This is a genomic window from Nocardia seriolae NBRC 15557, from assembly GCF_007990715.1.
Classification (GTDB): Bacteria; Actinomycetota; Actinomycetes; order Mycobacteriales; family Mycobacteriaceae; genus Nocardia; species Nocardia seriolae.
In genome coordinates this window covers 32,038-52,358 of record NZ_BJWY01000021.1, presented here as the reverse complement: position 1 = coordinate 52,358, position 20,321 = coordinate 32,038, and the positions used below count along the sequence as shown (strand labels likewise).

The following is a 20,321-nucleotide window of genomic DNA, read 5'->3' as shown; positions in this document are numbered from 1 at the left end:
ATTCGTCTCGCTCAGCGGGATTGCGGCCCGCGACAAAGTGAAACGCCTGCGCGTCGCACAATGTGGGCGCTAGCGTCCGCCGCATGAGACGCTTCATCTCCGTACTGGCCGTCGGCATCGCCGTCGGCCTGGTCGCCCCGCTGCCCGTCGCCCTGGCCGATTCCGGATCCTCCGGATCGGCCTCGGGCTCGGGCACCGGATCCCTGTCCGGCTCCGGCGGCAGCGCCAATCTGCCGCCCTACAGCCAGTGGATCAGCGACGTCACCACGGTCGCCGCCGCCGCGAAGACCTACCTGCGCGCCGCGCTGCCCGGAACCACCAAGCCCGCCATCGTCTTCGACGTCGACAACACCGTGCTCGAGACCAGCTACCACCCGGGCCCGATCACCCCGGCCATCCCGCCCATCCTGCAACTGGCGCAGTGGGCCAAGAGTCAGGGCGCGGCCATCATCTTCGTGACCGGCCGGCCCGCGCTCATGAACTTCTACACCCAGATCAACCTGTCCTCGGTCGGCTATTCGGTGGACGGCCTCTACGGTGGCGGCCTCACCACCGGCTCCAGCGGCGCGGCCGCCCTCGCCGACTACAAGACCGCCACCCGTGCCGCCATCGAGGGCCAGGGCTACACCATCGTCGCCAATATCGGCAACAGCGCCTCCGACCTGTCCGGCGGCCACGCCCAGCAGACCTTCAAACTGCCCGACTACGACGGCGCGCTGGCCTGATCCGGTTCCCGGAGAACCTGATCGGCCCCGGCCGACCGGATCTGATGCCCGGTAAGCTGGATCGGATACCAGAGAGCAGAGTCGGATATCCGGCGAGTGGGATCGGACGTCCGGCGAGGAGGCCACCGCGCGGCTTCCTCGCCGGATTGCGGCCTGCTCGTCGGATTACGCTCTCCCGTTGGATTTCAGCCTCGGCGCGGGTCTCAGCCCTCGGCCGACAGCGATTTCAACCGCGCCGCACCGGTTTCCGCCAGCCACGCGTCGAGAGTCCGCAGCCCGGGATGGATTTCGCGCAGCGCCGCGATATCGGCGTGCCAGCCCTGGCCCTCCCGCGACAGCCGCCAAGCCGCCGCCACCTCCGGGCCCATCGCCTCGGCCTCGGCTTCCGACGCCTCCCGGTAGCGCACCGGCTGCCCGATGGCGGCGCTGATCGCCGCGGCGGCGGCCGGCATGGTGAGCGCGTCACCCGCCAATTCGAGGGTCTCGCCGTGGAATCGGGCCGGATCGTCGAAGGCCAGTTGTGCGAACACGGCGATATCGGCCACAGCGACGGCCTGGATCGGCCGGTCGGCCGGGAACAGCTGTTTGTGCACACCGTCATTGATGCCGTCCACCGGGTATCCCCGCATGAAGTAGTTCTCCATGAACCGCGCCGGACGCAGGATCGTCCAGTGCAGGCCGCTGTTCCGCAGCGCCTCCTCCACCTGCCGCTTGCCCTGCGCACCCCACTTGCCGTCATCGGTATAGGAGGCGACGGTGGTGAACACGACGAATTCCACGCCCGCCGCCTGCGCGGCCTCGATGAACCGGGTACCGCGTTCGACCTCCAAACCGACATCCCAACCGTTCGGCCCGAAGGTGGCGGGCGGCACCAGGAAGGCCGAATCCACCCCTGTCAGCGCGGCCCCCAGACCACCCGGCTCGTCGAAATCCCCGACGGCCAGTTCCGCGCCCGCCGCCGCGAGCTCCCGCGCCGCAGGCGATTCCGCATCCCGCACCAGCGCCCGCACCCGCCGCCCGACGGCCAGCAACCGCCGCGCGGTCGCGCCACCCTGCTTACCGGTCGCGCCGGTCACCAGGATCAGATCACTGCGAGTAGACGATTCATTCCGAGAAGACACTGCCGCCCGTTCGTTCGGTAGTATTCGGGTCGGTCGACCCGCATCCGGACGCTAGAACCGCCCCGTTTCCGTTGGCCAGCAACGGAAAGGACCCGCGTAACGAAATGCCCGCACCCACCCCATCCCGCCCCACATCGACGGTGCGCACCCCAGCTGCGGCGCAGCCCGGTGCAGACATGGCGAGGCCCGGCGCGGACACAGCCCGGCCTGGTGCGGACACAGCCCGGCCCGGTGCGGACACAGCCCGGCCCGGTGCGGGCCCGGCCCGGCGTGGCGCGGGCACGGCCCAGGTCGGCGTGGATGTGGCCCGGCCCGGACCGGATGTGGCTCGGCCGAGTCGGGCGGCCCGGACCGGTGCGGATATCGCGCGGTTCGGTGCCGGTCCGAATTCACGCGCCGATGCTCGTCGCAATCGGGCGTTGGTGCTCGCTGCCGCGCAACGGGCCCTCGCCCAGGGCGGCGTCTCGGTCTCGCTGGCCGAGGTGGCGCGGCGCGCGGGGGTGGGCGCGGGGACGGTCCATCGGCATTTCCCGACGAAAACCGCGCTGCTGGAAGCGGTCATGCAGCAGCGCATCGACCGGCTCACCGCGCTGGCCCACCGGCTGCGCGACGCCGCCGATCCCGGTGCGGCGTTCTTCTCCTTCTGCGCCGAGGTGATCACCTCCGCGCACCGCAATCAGGCGGTGTGCGACCTGGTCAGCAATGACGGCTGGCCGCGCGAGCTGGTTCAGGACGCGGGGGCGCGGTTCCACACCGCGCTCGACGATCTGCTCACCGCCGCGCAGCGCCGGGGCGCGGTCCGGCCCGACCTGCTCCTGAGCGACGTGCTCGCCCTGTTCACCGGATGCGTTGCCATGCAACGCCTCAGCCCCGACCCGGGACTGTCGCGACCGGTCGCCCTGGTCCTGGACTCGATGCGGGCCCGCCCCGGGGCCGTAACGAAACACCGAAACCCCGTTGCGCACGGTGACGAAACGGCCGTGCGTAACGAAACCCCCGCGCCGCACTGCCCGATCTGCGCCACCCCGGTCCGGTCGACCGGCACCGGTCGCCCGCCGCGCTACTGCTCGCCCGCCTGCCGCCAGAAGGCCCATCGCCGCCGCCACGCCGCCATGGCCACGCCTGCTGTCGGGTGACCATGGCGGCTCGCGTGTGACAACCGGAAGCGCCGGTGGTCACGTGGCCGTGATGGTCAGCGTGTAGCTCGCGGCCCCGCCGCGGGAGGTGACGAGGAAGGTCCAGCTGCCCGCGGTGATCTTCTCGAAGGTCGCCGAGGTTCCCTCCGGCACAACCGTTTTCCGGTCCGGGTCGCTGATGGTCACCCGGCGTTGTCGGATGGCGAGGTGATCGAGACCGTTACCTTCGGACCCGCCGTGAAGCCGAGGACGACGGACTTGCTCCGGCCCTCGGCCACGGTTGCGGAGAAGGTGGCGTGACCACCGCCGTCGAGGGTGATGGTGGGCCCCGGCTCCGGGTCTGCGCGCGCGGTGGCGCTGAGCGCCGCTGCCAGCAGGAACGCCGCGAGCGCCAGGCCGAGACGCAGCAGTGGATGCGGCCGGTTGGGTGTGGTCATGCTCTCCCGATCGTCGGTTCCGTACCGCGGATACACGGTCGGAGCGCCCATTCGGTTCGCCTCCGCACGGCATTCCGTGAAAGCCGTTGCGGGGCTTCGTGACCTGGGTGTGTCCGAACGGATGCGAAGGTGTGACGAGACCGGTTTCAGGCCGAAATCCACTGGTAGAAGGGCATATACGGTGTCTTTGTAACAACCCGCAAACGGGCAGCGGGGCAGTACGCTCCCTGCGTGGTGTGGGTGTCGGCCGCGACGTTCGGTGTCGCATGGTGGCTCGGTCTGTATCTGCTGGCGCGGGATCCGCGAAAGCCATTGTTACGCAGGGCTGCCAGCGGTTTGCTGGTATGTGCGGCGGCGGTGGTGGCCGATCGGCTGGCGGGTGGCGAGCCCTGGTTCGACGGCGTGCGGATCGTGCTGGTGTGCGCGCCGGTGCTGGCCTTCAGCGGAGTGTTCGTGCGGCTGTTGCCCGTTCGGGCCGTCGAACGGGTCGACCGGCTGTGGCGCGTCGGGCTGTTGCCGCTGTGCGCGCTGCTGGCCATGCCCGCGGTCGGCGGCTTCCTGCCCGCCGGCTACCTGCTCGGCGCGCTCACCCTGCTCGCGCTGCTGGGCACCATGCTGGGCATGCTCGGCCAGCACGCCGAATGGTCGGAGGACGCGCGCCGATCGGCGTCCGGACTGCTCACCGTCGGCGCGCTGCTGCTCGGGCTGAGCGCGGCGCTGATCCTGTTGGGGCTCAACGTGCTGCCGCGCACCGCCATGCTCTCGGTGCTGGCCGCCGACCTGGTGGTGCTGGGCCTGGGCATCGCCGTGCTCGACGCCTTCGACGAGGGCGAGTCCCTGCGCGCGGCCATGATCCACTCGCTGGTGGTCTCGGCGGCCACCGCGGCCGTCTTCGGCGGTCAGGCCGCGCTGGCCCTGGCGCTGGCGGGGGAGCGGCCCGCCCCGGTCGCGCTGTTCTTCGGGGCCATCGCCGCCGCCATCACGCTGCAGGTGCTCAATGCCCCGCTACAGGCCAGCGCGGATCGGCTGGCCTTCGCCTCGGACCCGCAGCTTTGCGCGGCCCGGGGCGAATTACGCAGCGCCACCGACGCTTTACTGCGCAAGAGCGGTGACACCCTGCTGCACGACAACGGCGAGACCGGGCTGCCCACCACCACCGGCTGAACTCACGGGAGCTTCAGCGAATGCGAATTCTGCCGCACCGGTGACGCCGAGATCTTCAGATTGTCGACGAACTGGAAGCTGTTGCCGGTGTAGAAGGTCTTGTCGTAGAACGCGATCATCCCGCCGGTCCGGTTCCACAGCGACACCGGGTGGGCGTCGATGCGGGTCTGGTCCAGATCCGGTGCGCTGGAACGCACCACGGTCATGTGGCCCTCGCCGTTGGGCTCGTCGAACAGGCACAGCGTGCCCAGCGGGCAGCGGTCGTACCAGGCCGACTCGACCTCCACGGTGAGCGAGCTGGTGTTCGCCAGGCTGACGAAACCGGCGGGCGTGAGCCGCTTCTCGTTCGGCGCGAACCGGGTTCCGTTGCCCCGGTAGCGGTAGTCGTCGAAAGCGGTGACGTAGTGGCCCGTGCGGTTCCACACCGACTGCGTGCTCTTGTCGATCCCGACCCAGCGCAGATCGGGCGCGCCGATCCGGAACGGCACCATCTGGCCGCCGCCATTGGGCTGGGTGAACAGGCAGATGGAGCCGTCCGGGCAGCGGTCGAAGCCGGAGGCGGCGTGCGCGGGTGCGGCCACCGCCAGGCTCGCGGCCACCGCGGCGGCCCCGACGGCGAGACCGGCCAGCCGTTTCTTGATTGACATGGAATTCCCTCCCTTTGTCGCACAGCCGGTTTCGGCTGCGCGACCAGGTTGCGAGGGCAGGCCAATCAAGCCCCAACGGCGGACTATCACCGCCGCTCAGGGCTCAGCGCACGTTGTTCGCCGCGGGCTCAGCGCACGTTGTTCGCCGCGGGCTCAGCGCACGTTGTTCGCCGCGGGCTCAGAGCAGGTCGCTGACGTCGTCGGGGACGTCGACGGCGTACTTGCGCAGGGTGTCCATCGGTACGACCTCGAGGGCGTTCTCGTGGGTGGCGGCCAGCACCACCGGCGCGGCCACCCCGTCCTCGTGGGCGTGCAGCCAGCGCACCGCCACCACGCACCAGCGGTCCCCCGGCTGCAGGCCGGGGAAATTGTTCTCGGGCCGCGGGGTGACGAGATCATTGCCGATCGACTTCTGGTGCTCCAGGAACTCCGCGGTCACCACCGTGCAGACGGTGTGGCTGCCCAAATCCTCGGGGCCGGTGCTGCAGCATCCGTCCCGGTAGAAGCCGGTGAGAGGATCGGTGCCACACTCCTCGAGCGGTCCCCCAAGCACATTTCGATCGGTCACAGGGCCGATCCTATTGTCTCGGTGTCGCATTCGCCGCTCCTTCCGCACTGTGGCACGTAGTCGAGCAGACCGGTCGGTAGTTGTTGGGATCTCCAGGCCTCGCCCCGGCGTGTCGACGCCCGCGCGGCATCGCTGTGTGATACATGACACTGCTCCTCGACGCGTCGGTAGGTGTGTGAAACCGGCAATACAACCGCCTCTGAAAGGATGGGGGCGTGACGACTGCAGAAGTTTGGATCCTCATCGCCGCGATCGCCGCGGTGCTGCTCGTGGCGCTGGTGGCCGGGTACGCCCTGAACAAGCGCCGCCGCATCTCGCTGACCCCGGAGACCACCGAGACCAAGGAGGTCACCGACCGGTCCGGCGGATACCAGGCATCGCGCGGATTCAGCTTCAGCCAGGGCAGCGCCGCGGAGAAGGCGAAAGCCCCCGCGACCAAGCCCAAGCCGGTGCCCCTCCCGCCCGAGCGCACCGACGACGAGGGCCAGCCCCACGTCGGCGACGACGCCGCCATCCCGCGCGACGCCGCCAAGCGCACCATCACCAACGTCCGCCTCCCCGATCCGGTGCAGGGCCCCGAGCCCGCCCCGGCGCAGTCCGTCACACCCGCCGATTCCACCGCCGCTGCCGGTTCCGAAACCGCCGCCGATCGGACCACCGCGTCCGAGGAGTCCGACGGCGCGACGGCCGCCGACGCCGATCGGACCGCCGCCTCCGAGACGTCCGCCGACGCGAGGAAGTCCGCCGACGCCAAGGGCGCTGCCTCCGATCGCACCGGCTCCGGAAATGCCGCCGACGCGACGGCCGCCGTGGCCGACCAGGCCGAATCCGCATACGCCGCGGACGCCGATCAGTCCGCCGCGGTCGGGAAGTCCGTCGCTGCAACGGCCGCGGGCGTGCGTGAATCCGACGCCGACGCGCGGGCCGCAGCACTCGAGGCCGCCGGGCAGGCCGGGGAGGATGCCGCCGACAAGGGGGCGGGAGAGGTTGCCGAGCAGCCGCTTTCGGAGGAGGCCGCCGCGGAGGAGGCCGCCGAGGCCGCGGTTGCCGCCGCGGAGGTCGCCGCCGGTGCGGAGGCCGCTGTTGCCGCGCACGCCGGTGCGCCTGCTGCCGCGCCCGAAACGTCCGCTCCCGCCGCGGCTCCGGCCGAAATCGCCGAGATCGAGCCCACCTCCGGCCGTCTGACCCGTCTGCGGGGGCGGTTGTCCCGGTCGCAGAACGCCGTCGGCAAGTCGCTGCTGGGTCTGCTGGGCGGTGGCGATCTGGACGAGGACTCCTGGGAGGAGATCGAGGACACCCTCGTCATGGCCGATCTGGGCACGGCCAGCACCGCGGCCATTGTGGAGCGGCTGCGCGAGGAGATGGCGTCGCGCAGCGTGCGCACCGCCACCGAGGCGCGGGCAGTGCTACGCCAGGTGCTCGTCGAGGCGCTGCGGCCGGAGCTGGATCGCTCCATCCGGGCGCTACCGCACGCCGATCACCCGTCGATCCTGCTGGTCGTGGGCGTGAACGGCACCGGAAAGACCACCACCACCGGCAAATTGGCGCGCGTGCTGGTGGCCGACGGCCGCCGGGTGCTGCTGGGCGCGGCCGACACCTTCCGCGCCGCCGCCGCCGATCAGCTGCAGACCTGGGGCGAGCGCGTGGGCGCGGAGACCGTGCGCGGCAAGGAGGGCGCGGACCCCGCGGCCGTCGCGTTCGACGCCGTGTCCGCCGGTATCGAGCGCGGCGTGGACGTGGTGCTCATCGACACCGCGGGCCGCCTGCACACCAAGACCGGCCTGATGGACGAGCTGGGCAAGGTCAAGCGCGTGGTCGAGAAGAAGGCCGCGGTGGACGAGGTCATCCTGGTGCTGGACTCGACGGTCGGCCAGAACGGCCTGATGCAGGCGCGGGTGTTCGCCGACGTCGTCGACATCACCGGCGTGGCGCTGACCAAGCTGGACGGAACCGCCAAGGGCGGCATCGTGTTCCAGGTGCAACACGAGCTCGGCGTACCGGTCAAACTGGTCGGTTTGGGAGAGGGCGCGGATGATCTCGCCCCCTTCGAGCCCGGCGCCTTCGTCGACGCCCTGCTCGGATAACAAGCCCCCACCAGCATCGTTATCGAAATCAACATCATCCTCACAATGTCGTGGTAACAGTGGCGCGGTTTCGGAAACGTGACCGCAACACTGCAATCTCATCCGTTCACCTACGCGAAACGCCGCAGGATCACGGCTGAAACACCGACTGACGAATCTCATTGCAGGCTTATTCGCAGGTTGCTGCGGGGCCCAAGATGAGGAGGACAAAAGGTGGCGTACCCCATCGTTGATTTGCCGAACTCCGGCGACACAGCATGGATGCTCGCGAGCTCGGCATTGGTGTTGTTGATGACCCCCGGGCTCGCGTTCTTCTACGGCGGCATGGTCCGTAGCAAGAACGTGCTCAATATGATCATGATGTCGATCAGTGCCATGGGCATCGTCGGCGTCCTATGGGCGATCTTCGGATTCTCGACGTCGTTCGGCAATGACAAGTTCGGTCTGATCGGCAATCCGACCCAGTTCTTCGGGCTCAAGGGTCTGATCGGCTCCGACGCCCACGCGGCCGTGGCCGCCGACCCGTCGAAGGGCGTCCAGGCCGCCGATGCGATCGGCATCCCGCTGGCGGGCAACACCGCCATCCCGATGACCGTGTTCGTGGCCTTCCAGCTGATGTTCGCGATCATCACCGTCGCCCTGATCTCCGGCGCGGTCGCCGACCGCCTGAAGTTCGGTGCGTGGGCGCTGTTCGCCGCGGTGTGGGCCACCCTCGTCTACTTCCCCGTCGCACACTGGGTCTTCGACTTCAATGCCACCGACCCCGCCACCGGTGACATCATCCACGCGGGCGGCTGGATCGCCAACAAGCTCAAGGTGATCGACTTCGCGGGTGGTACCGCCGTCCACATCAACGCCGGTGCCGCCGGTCTGGCGCTGTGCCTGGTCCTCGGCAAGCGCAAGGGCTGGCCCAAGACCCCGATGCGCCCGCACAACCTGCCGTTCGTCATGCTCGGCGCCGGTCTGCTGTGGTTCGGCTGGTTCGGCTTCAACGCCGGTTCGGCGCTGTCCTCCAACGGCATGGCGGGTACCACCTTCCTGACCACCACCTTCGCCACCTGCGCCGCCATGCTCGGCTGGCTGCTCGTCGAGAAGGTCCGTGACGGACACGCCACCTCGCTCGGTGCCGCCTCGGGCATCGTCGCGGGTCTGGTCGCCATCACCCCGTCCTGCTCCTCGGTGAACGTCCTGGGCGCGCTGGCCATCGGCCTGGTCGCCGGTGTCGCCTGCGCCCTGGCGGTGGGCCGGAAGTTCAAGCTCGGCTTCGACGACTCGCTCGACGTGGTCGGCGTCCACCTCGTCGGCGGCATCATCGGCACCCTGATGGTCGGCCTGGTCGCCACCGCGGAGGCCCCGGCCCACGTGAAGGGTCTGTTCTACGGCGGCGGCTTCGACCAGCTGTGGCGTCAGGCCGTGGGTGCCGGTGTGGTGCTGGCGTTCTCGTTCACCGTGACCCTGATCCTGGCTTTCGCCATCAAGTTCACCATCGGCCTCCGCGCCACGGAGGAAGAGGAGTTCGTGGGCATGGACGAGTCGGACCACGCTGAAACGGCATACGATTTCGCTGCTGTGGGTGGTGCGGCGCGCACCGCCGCCGTCAAGGAGGCATGACGAAAATGAAACTGATCACTGCGATCGTGAAGCCGTTCACCCTGGAGGACGTCAAGACCGGGCTGGAGCAGGCGGGCGTGCTCGGCATGACCGTCAGCGAGGTCCAGGGCTACGGCCGCCAGAAGGGCCACACCGAGGTCTACCGCGGCGCCGAGTACTCGGTCGACTTCGTCCCGAAGGTTCGGGTAGAGGTGGTCGTGGACGACGCCTCCGTCGACAAGGTCGTCGAGGTCATCGTCGAGGCCGCCCGCACCGGCAAGATCGGTGACGGCAAGGTCTGGGTGACCCCGGTCGACTCGATCATCCGGGTGCGCACCGGCGAACGCGGTTCCGACGCTCTGTAACTGAAGAACGGATCGAGCGGCGGCCCGCTCCCGCCCGAACTCGGATGGGAACGGGCCGCCGTCGTGCTCACGGGAAATTAGTCGAAACAATTGCATATCCGAGGCGTCAACGCTCATGGGTCGCGGCCCGTCTCGTTCTGGACTGAGTGGAGCGGGGGAGCGAAGCGGAGGAGCGGAGGGAGGGAAGAACGAGACCTCCAGGGCCGCGACCCCGCCGGAGCGCAGCGGAGGCAAATTAGACACAGGTGGTGGGTTGTGGGTTTTCAGCAAGCACGCGACGAGAAGGCCGGGGCCGAGAAGGTTTCGAATGGCGCTTCGGATCTGGTGAGGGCCCGCGATCAACTGCTCGGTGAGCACGGCGCGAACGGGCGTGCTTCCCGCCTGGACGCCGAGGCGTTGCGCGAGGCGCTGGTGGATCTGTTCGAACTGTGGCTGACCACCAAGGGCCACGAGGTCGGCATCACCGCCGACAGCGGGCTGGCCATCGTCGCGGTGGGCGGCCTGGGCCGCCGGGAGATGCTGCCCTACTCCGACCTGGATCTGGTGCTGCTCTACGACGGGATCGACCCCAAGCGGGTCGCCGAGGTCGCCGATCAGCTCTGGTATCCGCTGTGGGACGCCCACATCAAGCTGGATCACAGCGTGCGGACCGTCCCGCAGGCGCTGCGGGTCGCCGCCGACGATCTCACCGCCGCCCTGGGCATGCTCGAGGCGCGGCACATCGTCGGCGACGAGGGTTTGAGCAGTCTGCTGATCAGCGGCGTGCGGCGGGACTGGCGTGCCGGCGTCAGATCCCGCTTCGACGCCCTGATCGAGCAGGCCCAAACCCGTTGGCGGCGCAGCGGAGACGTGGCCCACCGCGCCGAACCCGATCTCAAGAACGGCCGCGGCGGACTGCGCGACATCCAGCTGCTCGACGCCCTCGCCATCGCACAGCTGACCGACGCCATGCCGGGGCTTGGTCCGGAAGTGCCGGGCGGCGGGCTGAAACAGGCGCATCGCCGTCTGCTGGATGTGCGCACCGAATTGCACCGGGTGGCGGGCCGGGCTCGCGACCAGTTGCGGGCCCAGGACGCGGACGAGATCGGGGCGGCCCTGCGCATCGGGGACCGCTTCGACCTGGCTCGCACGCTGTCCGACGCGGCCCGCACCGTCAACTACTCCACCGACGTCGGGCTGCGCACCGCCGGGAACGCGCTGCCCCGGCGCGGGCTCGCCCGACTGCGCCGGGTCCCGGTGCGCCGACCACTCGATGAGGGGGTGGTCGAGCATTCCGGGGAAGTGGTGCTGGCCAGGGACGCGCGGCCGCAGCGCGACCCGGGACTGGTCTTGCGGGTGGCGGCGGCATCGGCGCAGACGGGGCTGCCGATGTCGGCCACCACGCTCAACCGGCTCGGCGAGGACGCGCCCGAGCTACGCGAGCCGTGGCCCAAGGAAGCCCTCAACGACCTGCTGGTATTGCTGGGCTCGGGCCGCGGCGCCGTCGACGCCGTGGAGGCGCTGGATCGGACGGGCCTGTGGGGCAGGCTCTTTCCGGAATGGGGCGTGGTGCGTGACCTGCCGCCGCGCGACGCCATGCACACCTGGACCGTGGACCGCCACCTGATGGAGGCGGTCGCCCAGGCCGGGGCGCTGTCCACCCGCGTCGCCCGCCCGGACCTGCTGCTGCTGGGCGCGTTGCTGCACGATATCGGCAAGGGGCGCACCGAGGATCACAGCGCGGTCGGCGCGGAGCTGGCCGTCTCCATCGGAAAACGGCTGGGGCTCTGGCCTTCCGACGTGCAGACGCTCTCGGCCATGGTGCGCCACCACCTGCTGCTGCCCGACACCGCCACGCGGCGCGACACCAGCGATCCCGACACCATCAAGATGGTGATCGACGCCCTCGACGGCGACCCGCACCTGCTCGAACTGCTGGCCGCCCTGGCCGAGGCCGACGCGCTGGCCACCGGGCCCGGGGTGTGGAACGACTGGAAGTCCTCGCTCATCGGCGATCTGGTCCGCAACTGCCGCCGCGCCATGGCCGGTGAGGAGCTGCCCGAGCCGACCCCGATCCCGGACGAACTGCGCGAGCGCGCCGAATCCGGTGGCGTGCACGTGGAACTGCGGCCGGGGGAGGGGCGCTACCACCACGTCGTGACCGTGGTCGCGCCCGACAATCCGGGCCTGCTCTCCGACGCGGCCGGCGTGCTGGCGGTGCATTCGCTGCGCGTGCTGTCCGCCGAGCTGGCCAGTGTGGGCGCCTCGGCCATCGACACCTTCGTCGTCGCACCGCGATTCGGTGATCCGCCGGATCCGGGCCTGCTGCGCCAGGAGCTGATCCGGGCCATCAACGGCGATCTGGATCTGGCCTCGGTGCTGGCCCGCAAGGAGCGGGACGCGGGCGGGACCGGGCCGAGCCCGTTCGCACAGGCCCAGCCCCGGGTGTTCTGGCACGACACCGCCGAGCCCGGGCGGGTGCTGCTGGAATTGCGTGCCGAGGACCGCATCGGCCTGCTGAACCGGCTGGCGGGCGCGCTGGCCGAGGCGGGGGTGAATGTGTCGTGGGCGAAGGTGGTGACCATGGGTTCGGCGGTCATCGACTCGTTCTGCCTGGATCTGGGCGAGAGCGACACGCCGCAGCGGCGAGCGGAGATCTCGGCGGCGCTGCTGGCGGTGGTGCCGCCGCAACAACCGAAGAATCCTCTCGAATCGGACAGCTGAATCGGTTCTTCCAGCTGTTTTCTGATCGATCGCCACGGACCGGGATTAACTGGCAAACCGTACGTTTGCCAGTTAATCAGAATGTTGCAGGCAATTTGCTGTAATACCGATCGGGTGATCGGCGCCACACCCTAATATTCGCGTGCAGGTCTCCATCCAGCCGTGCCCAGCAATGGGTCAACTGTCGCGAGCATGAGGGGAGCAGGTCGGTGGCAATCGAAGTCGTATCCGCGTCGATGATGACGAGCGATTTGACCTCACACATCGCCCGCTGCGTCGGCGGCGACCGTTGGGTCGTCTCGTGGCTCCCGGGCCGCACCCTCTCCGGTCAGCAGGCGGTGACCGCCATGACCATCGCCGCCACCGTCACCGAGCACACCCCCACCGACACCGAATGGGCGATGCTCGACGGGCTCGCCCTGGAGCTCGGTCTGACCGCCCGCGAATGTGTCGGGATGGTCGCCACCGAGAAGCACGACCTGCGACGTCCGGGGCCACGGCCACGCTCACTCGAATAGCCCACTACCCTGGTATCTCGAGCGACAGTCCCTCGAGATCACAGGAGCATCGGTGTTCGAATCCCTTTCCGACCGGTTGGCCGGTGCCCTCAAGGATCTGCGTGGCAAGGGCCGCCTGTCGCCTGCGGATATCGACTCGACCGCGCGTGAGATCCGGCTCGCCCTGCTCGAGGCCGACGTGGCGTTGCCCGTCGTGCGCGGCTTCGTCGCCAAGATCAAGGAGCGCGCCCAGGGCGCGGAAGTCTCCGCGGCGCTGAACCCGGCCCAGCAGGTCGTCAAGATCGTCAACGAGGAACTCATCGCCATTCTCGGCGGCGAGACCCGGCGGCTGCGGCTGGCCAAGAACCCGCCGACGGTCATCATGCTGGCCGGTCTGCAGGGTGCCGGTAAGACCACCCTCGCGGGCAAGCTCGCCAAATACCTGAAGGGCCAAGGGCATACGCCGCTGCTCGTGGCCTGTGACCTCCAGCGCCCCGGCGCGGTCACCCAGCTGCAGGTCGTCGGTGAGCGCGCGGGCGTGCCGGTCTTCGCGCCGCACCCCGGCACCTCGATCGGCGGCGGCGACAACCCGCTGGGCGTCTCGGCGTCGGATCCGGTCGACGTGGCCCGCGCCGGTATCGAAGAGGCCAAGGCCAAGCAGTACGACGTGGTCATCGTCGACACCGCCGGTCGCCTCGGCATCGATGAGGAGCTCATGCGGCAGGCCGCGGGCATCCGCGACGCCGTCAACCCCGACGAGACCCTGTTCGTCCTCGACGCCATGATCGGCCAGGACGCCGTCTCCACCGCCGAGGCCTTCCGCGACGGCGTCGGCTTCACCGGCGTCGTGCTCACCAAGCTCGACGGCGACGCCCGCGGTGGCGCGGCCCTGTCGGTGCGTGAAATCACCGGCCAGCCCATCCTTTTCGCCTCCACCGGCGAGAAGCTCGAGGACTTCGACGTCTTCCACCCCGACCGCATGGCCTCCCGCATCCTCGGCATGGGCGACCTGCTCACCCTGATCGAGCAGGCCGAACAGGTCTACGACGCCCAGCAGGCCGAGGAGGCCGCCCGCAAGATCGGCTCCGGCGAGCTGACCCTCGAGGACTTCCTCGAGCAGATGCTGGCCATCCGCAAGATGGGCCCCATCGGCAACCTGCTCGGCATGCTGCCGGGCGCGGGCCAGATGAAGGACGTCCTCGCCCAGGTCGACGACAAACAACTCGACCGAGTCCAGGCCATCATCCGCGGCATGACCCCCGCCGAACGCGCAAACCCCAAGATCATCAACGCCTCCCGCCGCCTCCGCATCGCCAACGGCTCCGGCGTCCAGGTCTCCGACGTCAACCAACTCGTAGACCGCTTCTTCGAGGCCAAGAAGATGATGGGTGCCATGTCCCGCCAATTCGGCCTCCCCGGCGCCCGCGCCAACAAGGGCAAGGGCAAAGGCAAGAAGGGCAAAAAGGGCGGCCGCGGCCCCACCCCGCCCAAGGTGCGCGGCGGCTTCCCCGGCATGCCCGGCCTCCCGGGCATGCCCGCTGGCATGCCCGACCTCTCCAACATGCCCGCCGGCCTCAACGAACTCCCCCCGGGCCTCGAAGGTTTCGACCTCAGCAAGCTGAACTTCCCCAAGAACTGACCCGATCCCCCTGGGGCGGACGCGATCTGGCGTCCGCTTTGCCGCCCGTCACGAGAGGCCGCCATCGGCGCGGATGTTCTGCCCGGTCATCCAGCCGCTGTCGGTGTGGGCGATCAGCGCCACCAAGTTGGCGATATCGGCGGGTTTGCCGATGCGGCCCAGGGCGGTCATGGCAGCGGCCCCTTCCAATTCCTGCGGTGCGGCGTTGGCTTCCAGCAGGTCGGTGTCGGTGGGACCGGCTGAAATCGTGTTGGCGGTGATTCGGCGGGCGCCGAGCTCACGCGAGCAGATCCGGGTCAGTTGTTCGACGGCTGCTTTGCTGGCCGCATAGATGCCCTCACCGGGACTGGGCCACACGGTACCGACAGTCGACACGGTGATGATTCGACCGTTGTCGCGGAGGCGGGAGATGCCGTGCTGGATCGTCAGTAGTGTCCCGCGTGCGTTGATTGCCATGACTCTGTCCCATTCGGCAACAGTGGCTTCGGTGATCGTGGCTCGGCTGAAGACGCCGGCGTTGGCGACGACGGTGTCCAAGCCGACCGCGGCCCGGCGGAAGTGGTCGTCGACGGTCTCATACGCGGTGGTGAACTGTGCCGGATCGGAGACATCGAGCGGGACGGCGAACGAATGGCCGCCGTGGGCAGCGATCTCGGCCACGAGCGCTTCGGCGTCGTGAACATGCTTGTGGTAGGTGAACACGACGACGGCCCCATCGGCAGCGAGCCGCTGCGCAACAGTGCGGCCGATCCCGCGCGAGCCACCGGTGACCAGCGCACCGCGCCCATGCAGCGGCATCGTCGAATCTGTCGGAACCGAGGATGGTGAGGATGTCATGAGGGCACGGTGTCACCCGATGCGGTAGAAACACTTCCGCGATCGGTGACACAGTGAGGGACATGGGTGACACCACGGTCCGGCTCTTGCGGCTGCTGTCGTTGCTGCAATCGCGACGGCGGTGGACCGGTGACGAGTTGGCCGAGCGGCTCGGTGTCAGCGCACGCACCATCCGCGCCGATATCAATCGCCTGCGCGCACTGGACTACGGCGTCGACGCCTCTCCCGGTGTGGCAGGCGGCTACCGACTCCGCGCGGGCGTGATAATCCCGCCGCTGCACCTCGATGACGATGAGGCCGTGGCCACTGCGGTCGGACTTCACACCGCGGCCACCGTCGGCATGGATGGCATCGCAGAACACGCGGCCCGAGCAGCGGCCAAACTGGAGCGATTGCTCCCCTCACGCCTACGAAACCGGCTACAGACGATCAGCGCCGCGATCGAAACCGTGCCCTGCACCCGAGAACTCGTCGCGCCAGAGGTGTTCCAGGCGACCGCCGCCGCGATCGACCGCCGCGAACAGCTGCGTTTCGACTACACCGATCGCCACCGGTCCCTGTCTCGGCGTCACACCGAACCTCACCGCATGGTGCACGTCAGCGGACGCTGGTACCTCATCGGCTACGACCTAGATCGCCGTGACTGGCGCACCTACCGCGTAGACCGCATCACGCCGAAAACACCGACGGGACCACGCTTCACACCCCGCCCCCTGCCGGGGGCAGACCTCGCCGATTTCGTAACCCGCGGCCGCATGGCCGCCATGTGGGCCTACGTCGCCCAGATCTTCGTCAACGCACCGGTCGAAACGGTCGCCGCCCGAATCCCTACCGGAATCTGGTCAGTTCGCCCCCTGGATCGCCACACCAGCATCATCGAAGCCGGGTCACAAACCCCACAACTACTCGCCGCATACCTTGCCGCCATGGACCTCGACTTCCACATCGACACACACGCGTCCCCCGAACTCGCCACCGAGATAACCAAACTGGCAGCACGCTACGCCGCAGCCACCAGGAAGGCCTCACCGCCGACTCGGTGAGTCCGGCTTCGACCTCTCGAAGATGAAGTTCCCCAGGAACTGGCCCAATCCCATTGGGGCGGAAGCGATTTCGCGTTCGACTCTGGCGTTTCCGGAGGTCAGCGGCCGGTGATCCTCCGCCACCAGCGTCGGATTCCCTTGCCGGTCTGGGGTTCCGGCGACGTAACGGTCTGCTGCCGAGGTGAACGGGTGAGCGGCGACGCGTCGATGCGCGGTATCACGATGGGCTGCGGCGTCGAAGCGGGCCGAGGTGGCGGCGCGCCGTACAGGTGTGCCAGGTAGTCGGGGGTGTGGGCGCCGGCGGCGACCAGCGCGCCCGTTATCTCCGTCCAGCGCCGGTTGAGGGAATTCGCCACCGGTGTCGCGTCGCGTTCCGAGCAGAATGCGGTGTGCACGCCGGGTGGCTCGTCGCCGACATTCGGATTCGTTCCGAGCGAGAGCTGTTCGAGCACGGCGGCGAGATCACCATCCTGCGCGGCACGGATCAGACACGCCTCGAAGGACGCGACCGGCTCGGCGCGGAAGCCGAGCGGATACTCGCGCTCGACCTGCTGAGCGAAGTCGTACCAGTCGCCGCCGTAGGTCATGACCGCCGGATACCGCGGCAGGCTCGGATCCTCGTAGTCTTCGGGCACGGGCGGCCGATCGGGATGGCGGAAGTAGCCGTAGTGATGGAATTTGTCCCAGGCATAAAGCAATTGGCCCTTCCGGAACGGAGCCCACGGCAGCGTCGCCCACACCCCGGGCTCGAGCACCTCACGCAGGCGCAGGAACTGGAAGTACTCGCTGTCGTGCACATACAGATTCGCCGGATTCATCCCGCCCGTCTCGCCCAGCGCGACGATCTCCCCACCGAACGTGATCGCGACCGAATCCGGAGCCACATGCCCCGCGGTGTAGTGCCCGTGCCGCCCATCCTCCGCACTCGGAAATGTGATCACCCGCCAGCCATCGAAGAGCCACTCCCCATCCTCGGGATCCTGCGACACCTCACCCACCAACGTGCGTCCCCACTCGGCGGGAAATTCCTCGTCCACTCTCACAAGCGGAGACTGACGACCGGGCAGCAAACACCGCGAACTCGATTCGACTCTTGCGAGATCGGATGCGGCAGCTCGGCAAGCAGTTAGCTGGCTCGCCGTAGACTGCGGTCATGGGCAAGTGCGCACGTTTGCTGGCGGTGGTCGCGGCGGGCAGTGTGATGGGGACCGGCGTGGCCGATGCCGCCCCGGCCGATTGGCCGCCGCCGGTGGCCTTCGCGCAGCTGACCTACGACCTCGGCCGGTGCGGCACCGATGTCGTGAACTTGCCGTCGGGAGTGTCTGCGCGGCTGGATATCACGGTTGCCAACCAGTTCGACCCCGATGCCCGGGTCAGAATTCCCGAATTCCTCTGGATGCGGGAGCTGCCGGTGACCATTGCGCCGCAGACGATCTCGGTGCAGTTCATCGTGGAGCGTCCTGGCGTCTTCGGTTTCTCGATAGATTCTCCGATGCTCGCCGGTAGCGCCGCCGCGGGATGCCGAGGATCACTCGTCATCTCGTAAGCCACTCCGTGGGTCGGAGGAGGTTCGGTGGGGATCACCCCGCGGTGCGGGAACGCAGCCCCTTGCTAGCCGAAGCGTTTGGTTGTGGCTTCGCAGATTTCGCCGGGGGCGTGTTCCTGGATCCCGCTGGTCCGGGGCGAAGTCGACGGACATCGTGTCCTCCTAGCGGGCAGAAACCATGCCTGCGATGGGGCCCGTCATATGAGTCTCCGCGGCCTCTGCGCCGTCAGAGGAGGCGCGTACGGCCCGATGGCCGGTATGGTTTCTTTGTGAAGATCGATCAGGTTTCGGATTCGGTTCATGTGGTGGCGGGGACGAACGTCAACTGGGCGTTGATCAGTGACGAGCGCGGGGTGACGCTCGTGGATGCGGGGTATCCGAGCGATACCGAGTCGGTGCTGAAGTCGGTGCGGGAGATCGGGCGCGCGCTCGCCGATATCGCCGCCGTGGTGGTGACGCATGCGCATCTCGATCACATCGGGGCGATTCCCACCCTGGTCGACAAGCTCGGGGTGCCGGTATACACCGGCGCGGAGGAGGTGCGGCACGCCAAACGCGAGTATCTGGAGCAGATCACGCCGGTGGAGATGGTGCAGCAGTTGGGGACCCGGCGCGGGATCGTGTGGGTGAGTCAGACCGTGCGGGCGGTGATCGGGCACATCAAGATGAGTGTGCCGACTGCCGAGCCGCTGGACGCGGACACGTTGGCCGCGTTGCCGGGCGGGCTGGTCGCGATTCCGACTCCGGGGCACACCGATGGTCATACCGCGTATTTCATGCCCTCGGAGGGTGTGCTGTTCTCGGGCGACACCTTGGTCACCGGCCATCCGCTCTTGCCGGGGACCGGTCTGCAACTGCTGCCGAGCGTGTTCAACCATGACGAGGCGGGCACCCTCGCCAGCGCCCACGTGCTCGCGAAACTGGAGGCCGAGGTTCTGGTTCCCGGACATGGGCTGCCGGTCCGCCGGGACGTGACCAGCCTGCTGCGCGAGTTCGACCTGGCCTGATCGCGGCGGTCGGCCCGGTCGCGCGGTCAGCTCGGCAGGAAGGCGGCGGGGGACAGCTGCATGCGCAGGGCGCCGCAGGCGCAGCGGGTGTAGCTGACGATCCCTTCCGAGGTGCGGTGGCGTGAAAGGACTTGGAAGGGTTGGTCGATGGGCCAGCCGCAGCGCCCGCAGTGTCGAGTCGATCCGGTCATGGACCCAGTCTTCGCCGGGGCGGTAGGCTCGGTCCATCGAAAGTTTCCGTAGCCAATCGTTCGGAATATCCACATGATCGATCCTCGGCTCCAGGCCCTGCGGGTGCTGCACGAGCGCGGCACGGTGACCGCGGCCGCCGCGGCCCTGCATCTGACGCCGTCCACGGTGTCGCAGCAGTTGCGCGGGCTGGCCCGGGAACTCGATGTCGAGCTGCTTGAGCAGGTGGGCCGCAGGGTGCAGTTGACTGCCGCCGGGCACGCGCTGCTACGGCACGCGGATCTGCGTGCGGCGCAGGCGGATAGCGCGCGGGCGGAGCTGGCCGCGCACCGGGCGGGCATCGCCGGAGTGGTGCGGATCGGTGCGATGTCGACCGCGCTCACGGCGTTCGTGGCGGCGGCCGCCGCGCGGCTGCGGAACGCGAATCCGGGGCTGACCGTCGAGCTGATCGAAGACGAGAGCTTCCAGTGCTTCGAAGCCCTGCTGGTCGGCGACTGCGATATCGGGATCGTGCTGCCCGCGCCCGGCTGCCCCGCGCCCGATGATCTGCGCTTCGAACAGCATCCGCTGCTGGCGGAGCCGGTGGATCTGCTGGTGCCCGTGGGACATCCGCTCGCCGGACGGGAGAGTGTCGCCCTGAGCGAGGCGGCGGCCGAGCCCTGGATCACCGGGCGCGAACGCATCACCCATCGGCTGGTGGTGGCGGCCGCCTGCGCCGCCGCCGGATTCACGCCCCGAATCGCCGGGGAGGCAATCCATTTCCCCGGTGTCGCGGCGATGGTGGCGCACGGTTTCGGCGTCAGCCTGGTGGCCCGCCTCGCGTTCCTGCCGCCCGACCTGCCGGTGGTGCGCGTTCCGCTGCACGGCGACCCGATCCCGATCCGCCGGCATCTGACCGCGGTGCGGCGCGGTTGTACCGAGCATCCGGTGATCGCGGCCGGGCTGCAGGCGATTCGCGAGATCTGCCGCGAACGGACCGACATCACCGTGCTCGACGCCTGATGCGATAGTTGACCGGCCAGG

Annotated in this window: 20 protein-coding genes; 13 read left to right on the top strand and 7 right to left on the bottom strand. The window is 68.9% G+C overall.

Annotated features, from left to right (window positions below; all coding sequences use genetic code 11):
- The first annotated feature begins 83 nt into the window (after nt 1-83).
- On the top strand, nt 84-725 hold the full coding sequence (locus NS2_RS09845) for an HAD family acid phosphatase (RefSeq protein ID WP_033086084.1): 642 nt from the start codon (nt 84-86) through the stop codon (nt 723-725).
- A 203-nt stretch (nt 726-928) separates the two neighbouring features.
- On the opposite strand, the gene NS2_RS09840 is transcribed toward NS2_RS09845, so the two are convergent.
- Entirely contained in the window at nt 929-1,846 is a 918-nt protein-coding gene (locus NS2_RS09840) for an NmrA family NAD(P)-binding protein (protein ID WP_071811709.1), read from the bottom strand.
- Nucleotides 1,847-2,268: 422 nt separating this feature from the next.
- Between NS2_RS09840 and NS2_RS09835 the strand changes: the two genes are divergently transcribed.
- Nucleotides 2,269-2,982 carry a TetR/AcrR family transcriptional regulator gene (locus tag NS2_RS09835; RefSeq protein ID WP_231993002.1) on the top strand — a complete coding sequence of 238 codons (714 nt, stop codon included), beginning with the start codon at nt 2,269-2,271 and terminating at the stop codon, nt 2,980-2,982.
- A 182-nt stretch (nt 2,983-3,164) separates the two neighbouring features.
- Here NS2_RS09835 and NS2_RS09830 read toward each other — a convergent pair whose 3' ends face one another.
- Entirely contained in the window at nt 3,165-3,419 is a 255-nt protein-coding gene (locus NS2_RS09830) for a hypothetical protein (RefSeq protein ID WP_143161249.1), read from the bottom strand.
- A gap of 231 nt (nt 3,420-3,650) precedes the next feature.
- On the opposite strand from NS2_RS09830, the gene NS2_RS09825 reads away from it, so the two are divergent.
- Nucleotides 3,651-4,583, top strand: coding sequence for a hypothetical protein (locus NS2_RS09825; protein ID WP_145961802.1), 933 nt, complete (start codon nt 3,651-3,653; stop codon nt 4,581-4,583).
- A 2-nt stretch (nt 4,584-4,585) separates the two neighbouring features.
- On the opposite strand, the gene NS2_RS09820 is transcribed toward NS2_RS09825, so the two are convergent.
- Complete coding sequence (locus NS2_RS09820) at nt 4,586-5,230, bottom strand: peptidase inhibitor family I36 protein (protein WP_052086030.1); 645 nt, start codon at nt 5,228-5,230, stop codon at nt 4,586-4,588.
- 178 nt (nt 5,231-5,408) lie between these two features.
- Nucleotides 5,409-5,798 carry a DUF2237 family protein gene (locus NS2_RS09815; RefSeq protein ID WP_033086087.1) on the bottom strand — a complete coding sequence of 130 codons (390 nt, stop codon included), beginning with the start codon at nt 5,796-5,798 and terminating at the stop codon, nt 5,409-5,411.
- A gap of 215 nt (nt 5,799-6,013) precedes the next feature.
- Between NS2_RS09815 and ftsY the strand changes: the two genes are divergently transcribed.
- From ftsY to ffh, 6 genes are all read left to right on the top strand, one after another.
- Nucleotides 6,014-7,882, top strand: a complete 1,869-nt coding sequence (gene ftsY / locus NS2_RS09810; protein ID WP_033086088.1) for a signal recognition particle-docking protein FtsY — start codon at nt 6,014-6,016, stop codon at nt 7,880-7,882.
- Nucleotides 7,883-8,143: 261 nt separating this feature from the next.
- Entirely contained in the window at nt 8,144-9,493 is a 1,350-nt protein-coding gene (locus NS2_RS09805; RefSeq protein ID WP_096490457.1) for an ammonium transporter, read from the top strand.
- Nucleotides 9,494-9,498: 5 nt separating this feature from the next.
- Nucleotides 9,499-9,837 carry a P-II family nitrogen regulator gene (locus NS2_RS09800; RefSeq protein WP_033086090.1) on the top strand — a complete coding sequence of 113 codons (339 nt, stop codon included), beginning with the start codon at nt 9,499-9,501 and terminating at the stop codon, nt 9,835-9,837.
- A gap of 255 nt (nt 9,838-10,092) precedes the next feature.
- Nucleotides 10,093-12,540 carry a [protein-PII] uridylyltransferase gene (locus tag NS2_RS09795; protein ID WP_045436283.1) on the top strand — a complete coding sequence of 816 codons (2,448 nt, stop codon included), beginning with the start codon at nt 10,093-10,095 and terminating at the stop codon, nt 12,538-12,540.
- Nucleotides 12,541-12,749: 209 nt separating this feature from the next.
- Nucleotides 12,750-13,058, top strand: a complete 309-nt coding sequence (locus NS2_RS09790) for a hypothetical protein (RefSeq protein WP_033086091.1) — start codon at nt 12,750-12,752, stop codon at nt 13,056-13,058.
- 52 nt (nt 13,059-13,110) lie between these two features.
- Complete coding sequence (ffh, locus tag NS2_RS09785; protein ID WP_045436280.1) at nt 13,111-14,676, top strand: signal recognition particle protein; 1,566 nt, start codon at nt 13,111-13,113, stop codon at nt 14,674-14,676.
- 48 nt (nt 14,677-14,724) lie between these two features.
- Here ffh and NS2_RS09780 read toward each other — a convergent pair whose 3' ends face one another.
- Nucleotides 14,725-15,474 (bottom strand): SDR family oxidoreductase, encoded by a 750-nt coding sequence (locus NS2_RS09780; RefSeq protein WP_033086093.1) that lies wholly within the window; start codon nt 15,472-15,474, stop codon nt 14,725-14,727.
- A gap of 101 nt (nt 15,475-15,575) precedes the next feature.
- Between NS2_RS09780 and NS2_RS09775 the strand changes: the two genes are divergently transcribed.
- On the top strand, nt 15,576-16,556 hold the full coding sequence (locus NS2_RS09775) for a helix-turn-helix transcriptional regulator (RefSeq protein ID WP_033086094.1): 981 nt from the start codon (nt 15,576-15,578) through the stop codon (nt 16,554-16,556).
- Nucleotides 16,557-16,654: 98 nt separating this feature from the next.
- Here NS2_RS09775 and NS2_RS09770 read toward each other — a convergent pair whose 3' ends face one another.
- Nucleotides 16,655-17,593, bottom strand: a complete 939-nt coding sequence (locus NS2_RS09770) for a hypothetical protein (RefSeq protein WP_033086095.1) — start codon at nt 17,591-17,593, stop codon at nt 16,655-16,657.
- Between the two features lie 116 nt (nt 17,594-17,709).
- Between NS2_RS09770 and NS2_RS09765 the strand changes: the two genes are divergently transcribed.
- Together NS2_RS09765 and NS2_RS09760 are read left to right on the top strand one after the other, a co-directional pair.
- A complete protein-coding gene (locus NS2_RS09765) occupies nt 17,710-18,102 on the top strand; it encodes a hypothetical protein (protein WP_033086096.1) in 393 nt (130 codons plus the stop codon).
- 269 nt (nt 18,103-18,371) lie between these two features.
- A complete protein-coding gene (locus NS2_RS09760) occupies nt 18,372-19,109 on the top strand; it encodes an MBL fold metallo-hydrolase (protein ID WP_033086097.1) in 738 nt (245 codons plus the stop codon).
- Between the two features lie 26 nt (nt 19,110-19,135).
- On the opposite strand, the gene NS2_RS35925 is transcribed toward NS2_RS09760, so the two are convergent.
- On the bottom strand, nt 19,136-19,300 hold the full coding sequence (locus NS2_RS35925; protein WP_162836601.1) for a hypothetical protein: 165 nt from the start codon (nt 19,298-19,300) through the stop codon (nt 19,136-19,138).
- Between the two features lie 73 nt (nt 19,301-19,373).
- Here NS2_RS35925 and NS2_RS09755 point away from each other — a divergent pair, with 73 nt between their 5' ends.
- A complete protein-coding gene (locus NS2_RS09755) occupies nt 19,374-20,300 on the top strand; it encodes a LysR family transcriptional regulator (RefSeq protein ID WP_033086098.1) in 927 nt (308 codons plus the stop codon).
- Nucleotides 20,301-20,321 lie beyond the last annotated feature (21 nt).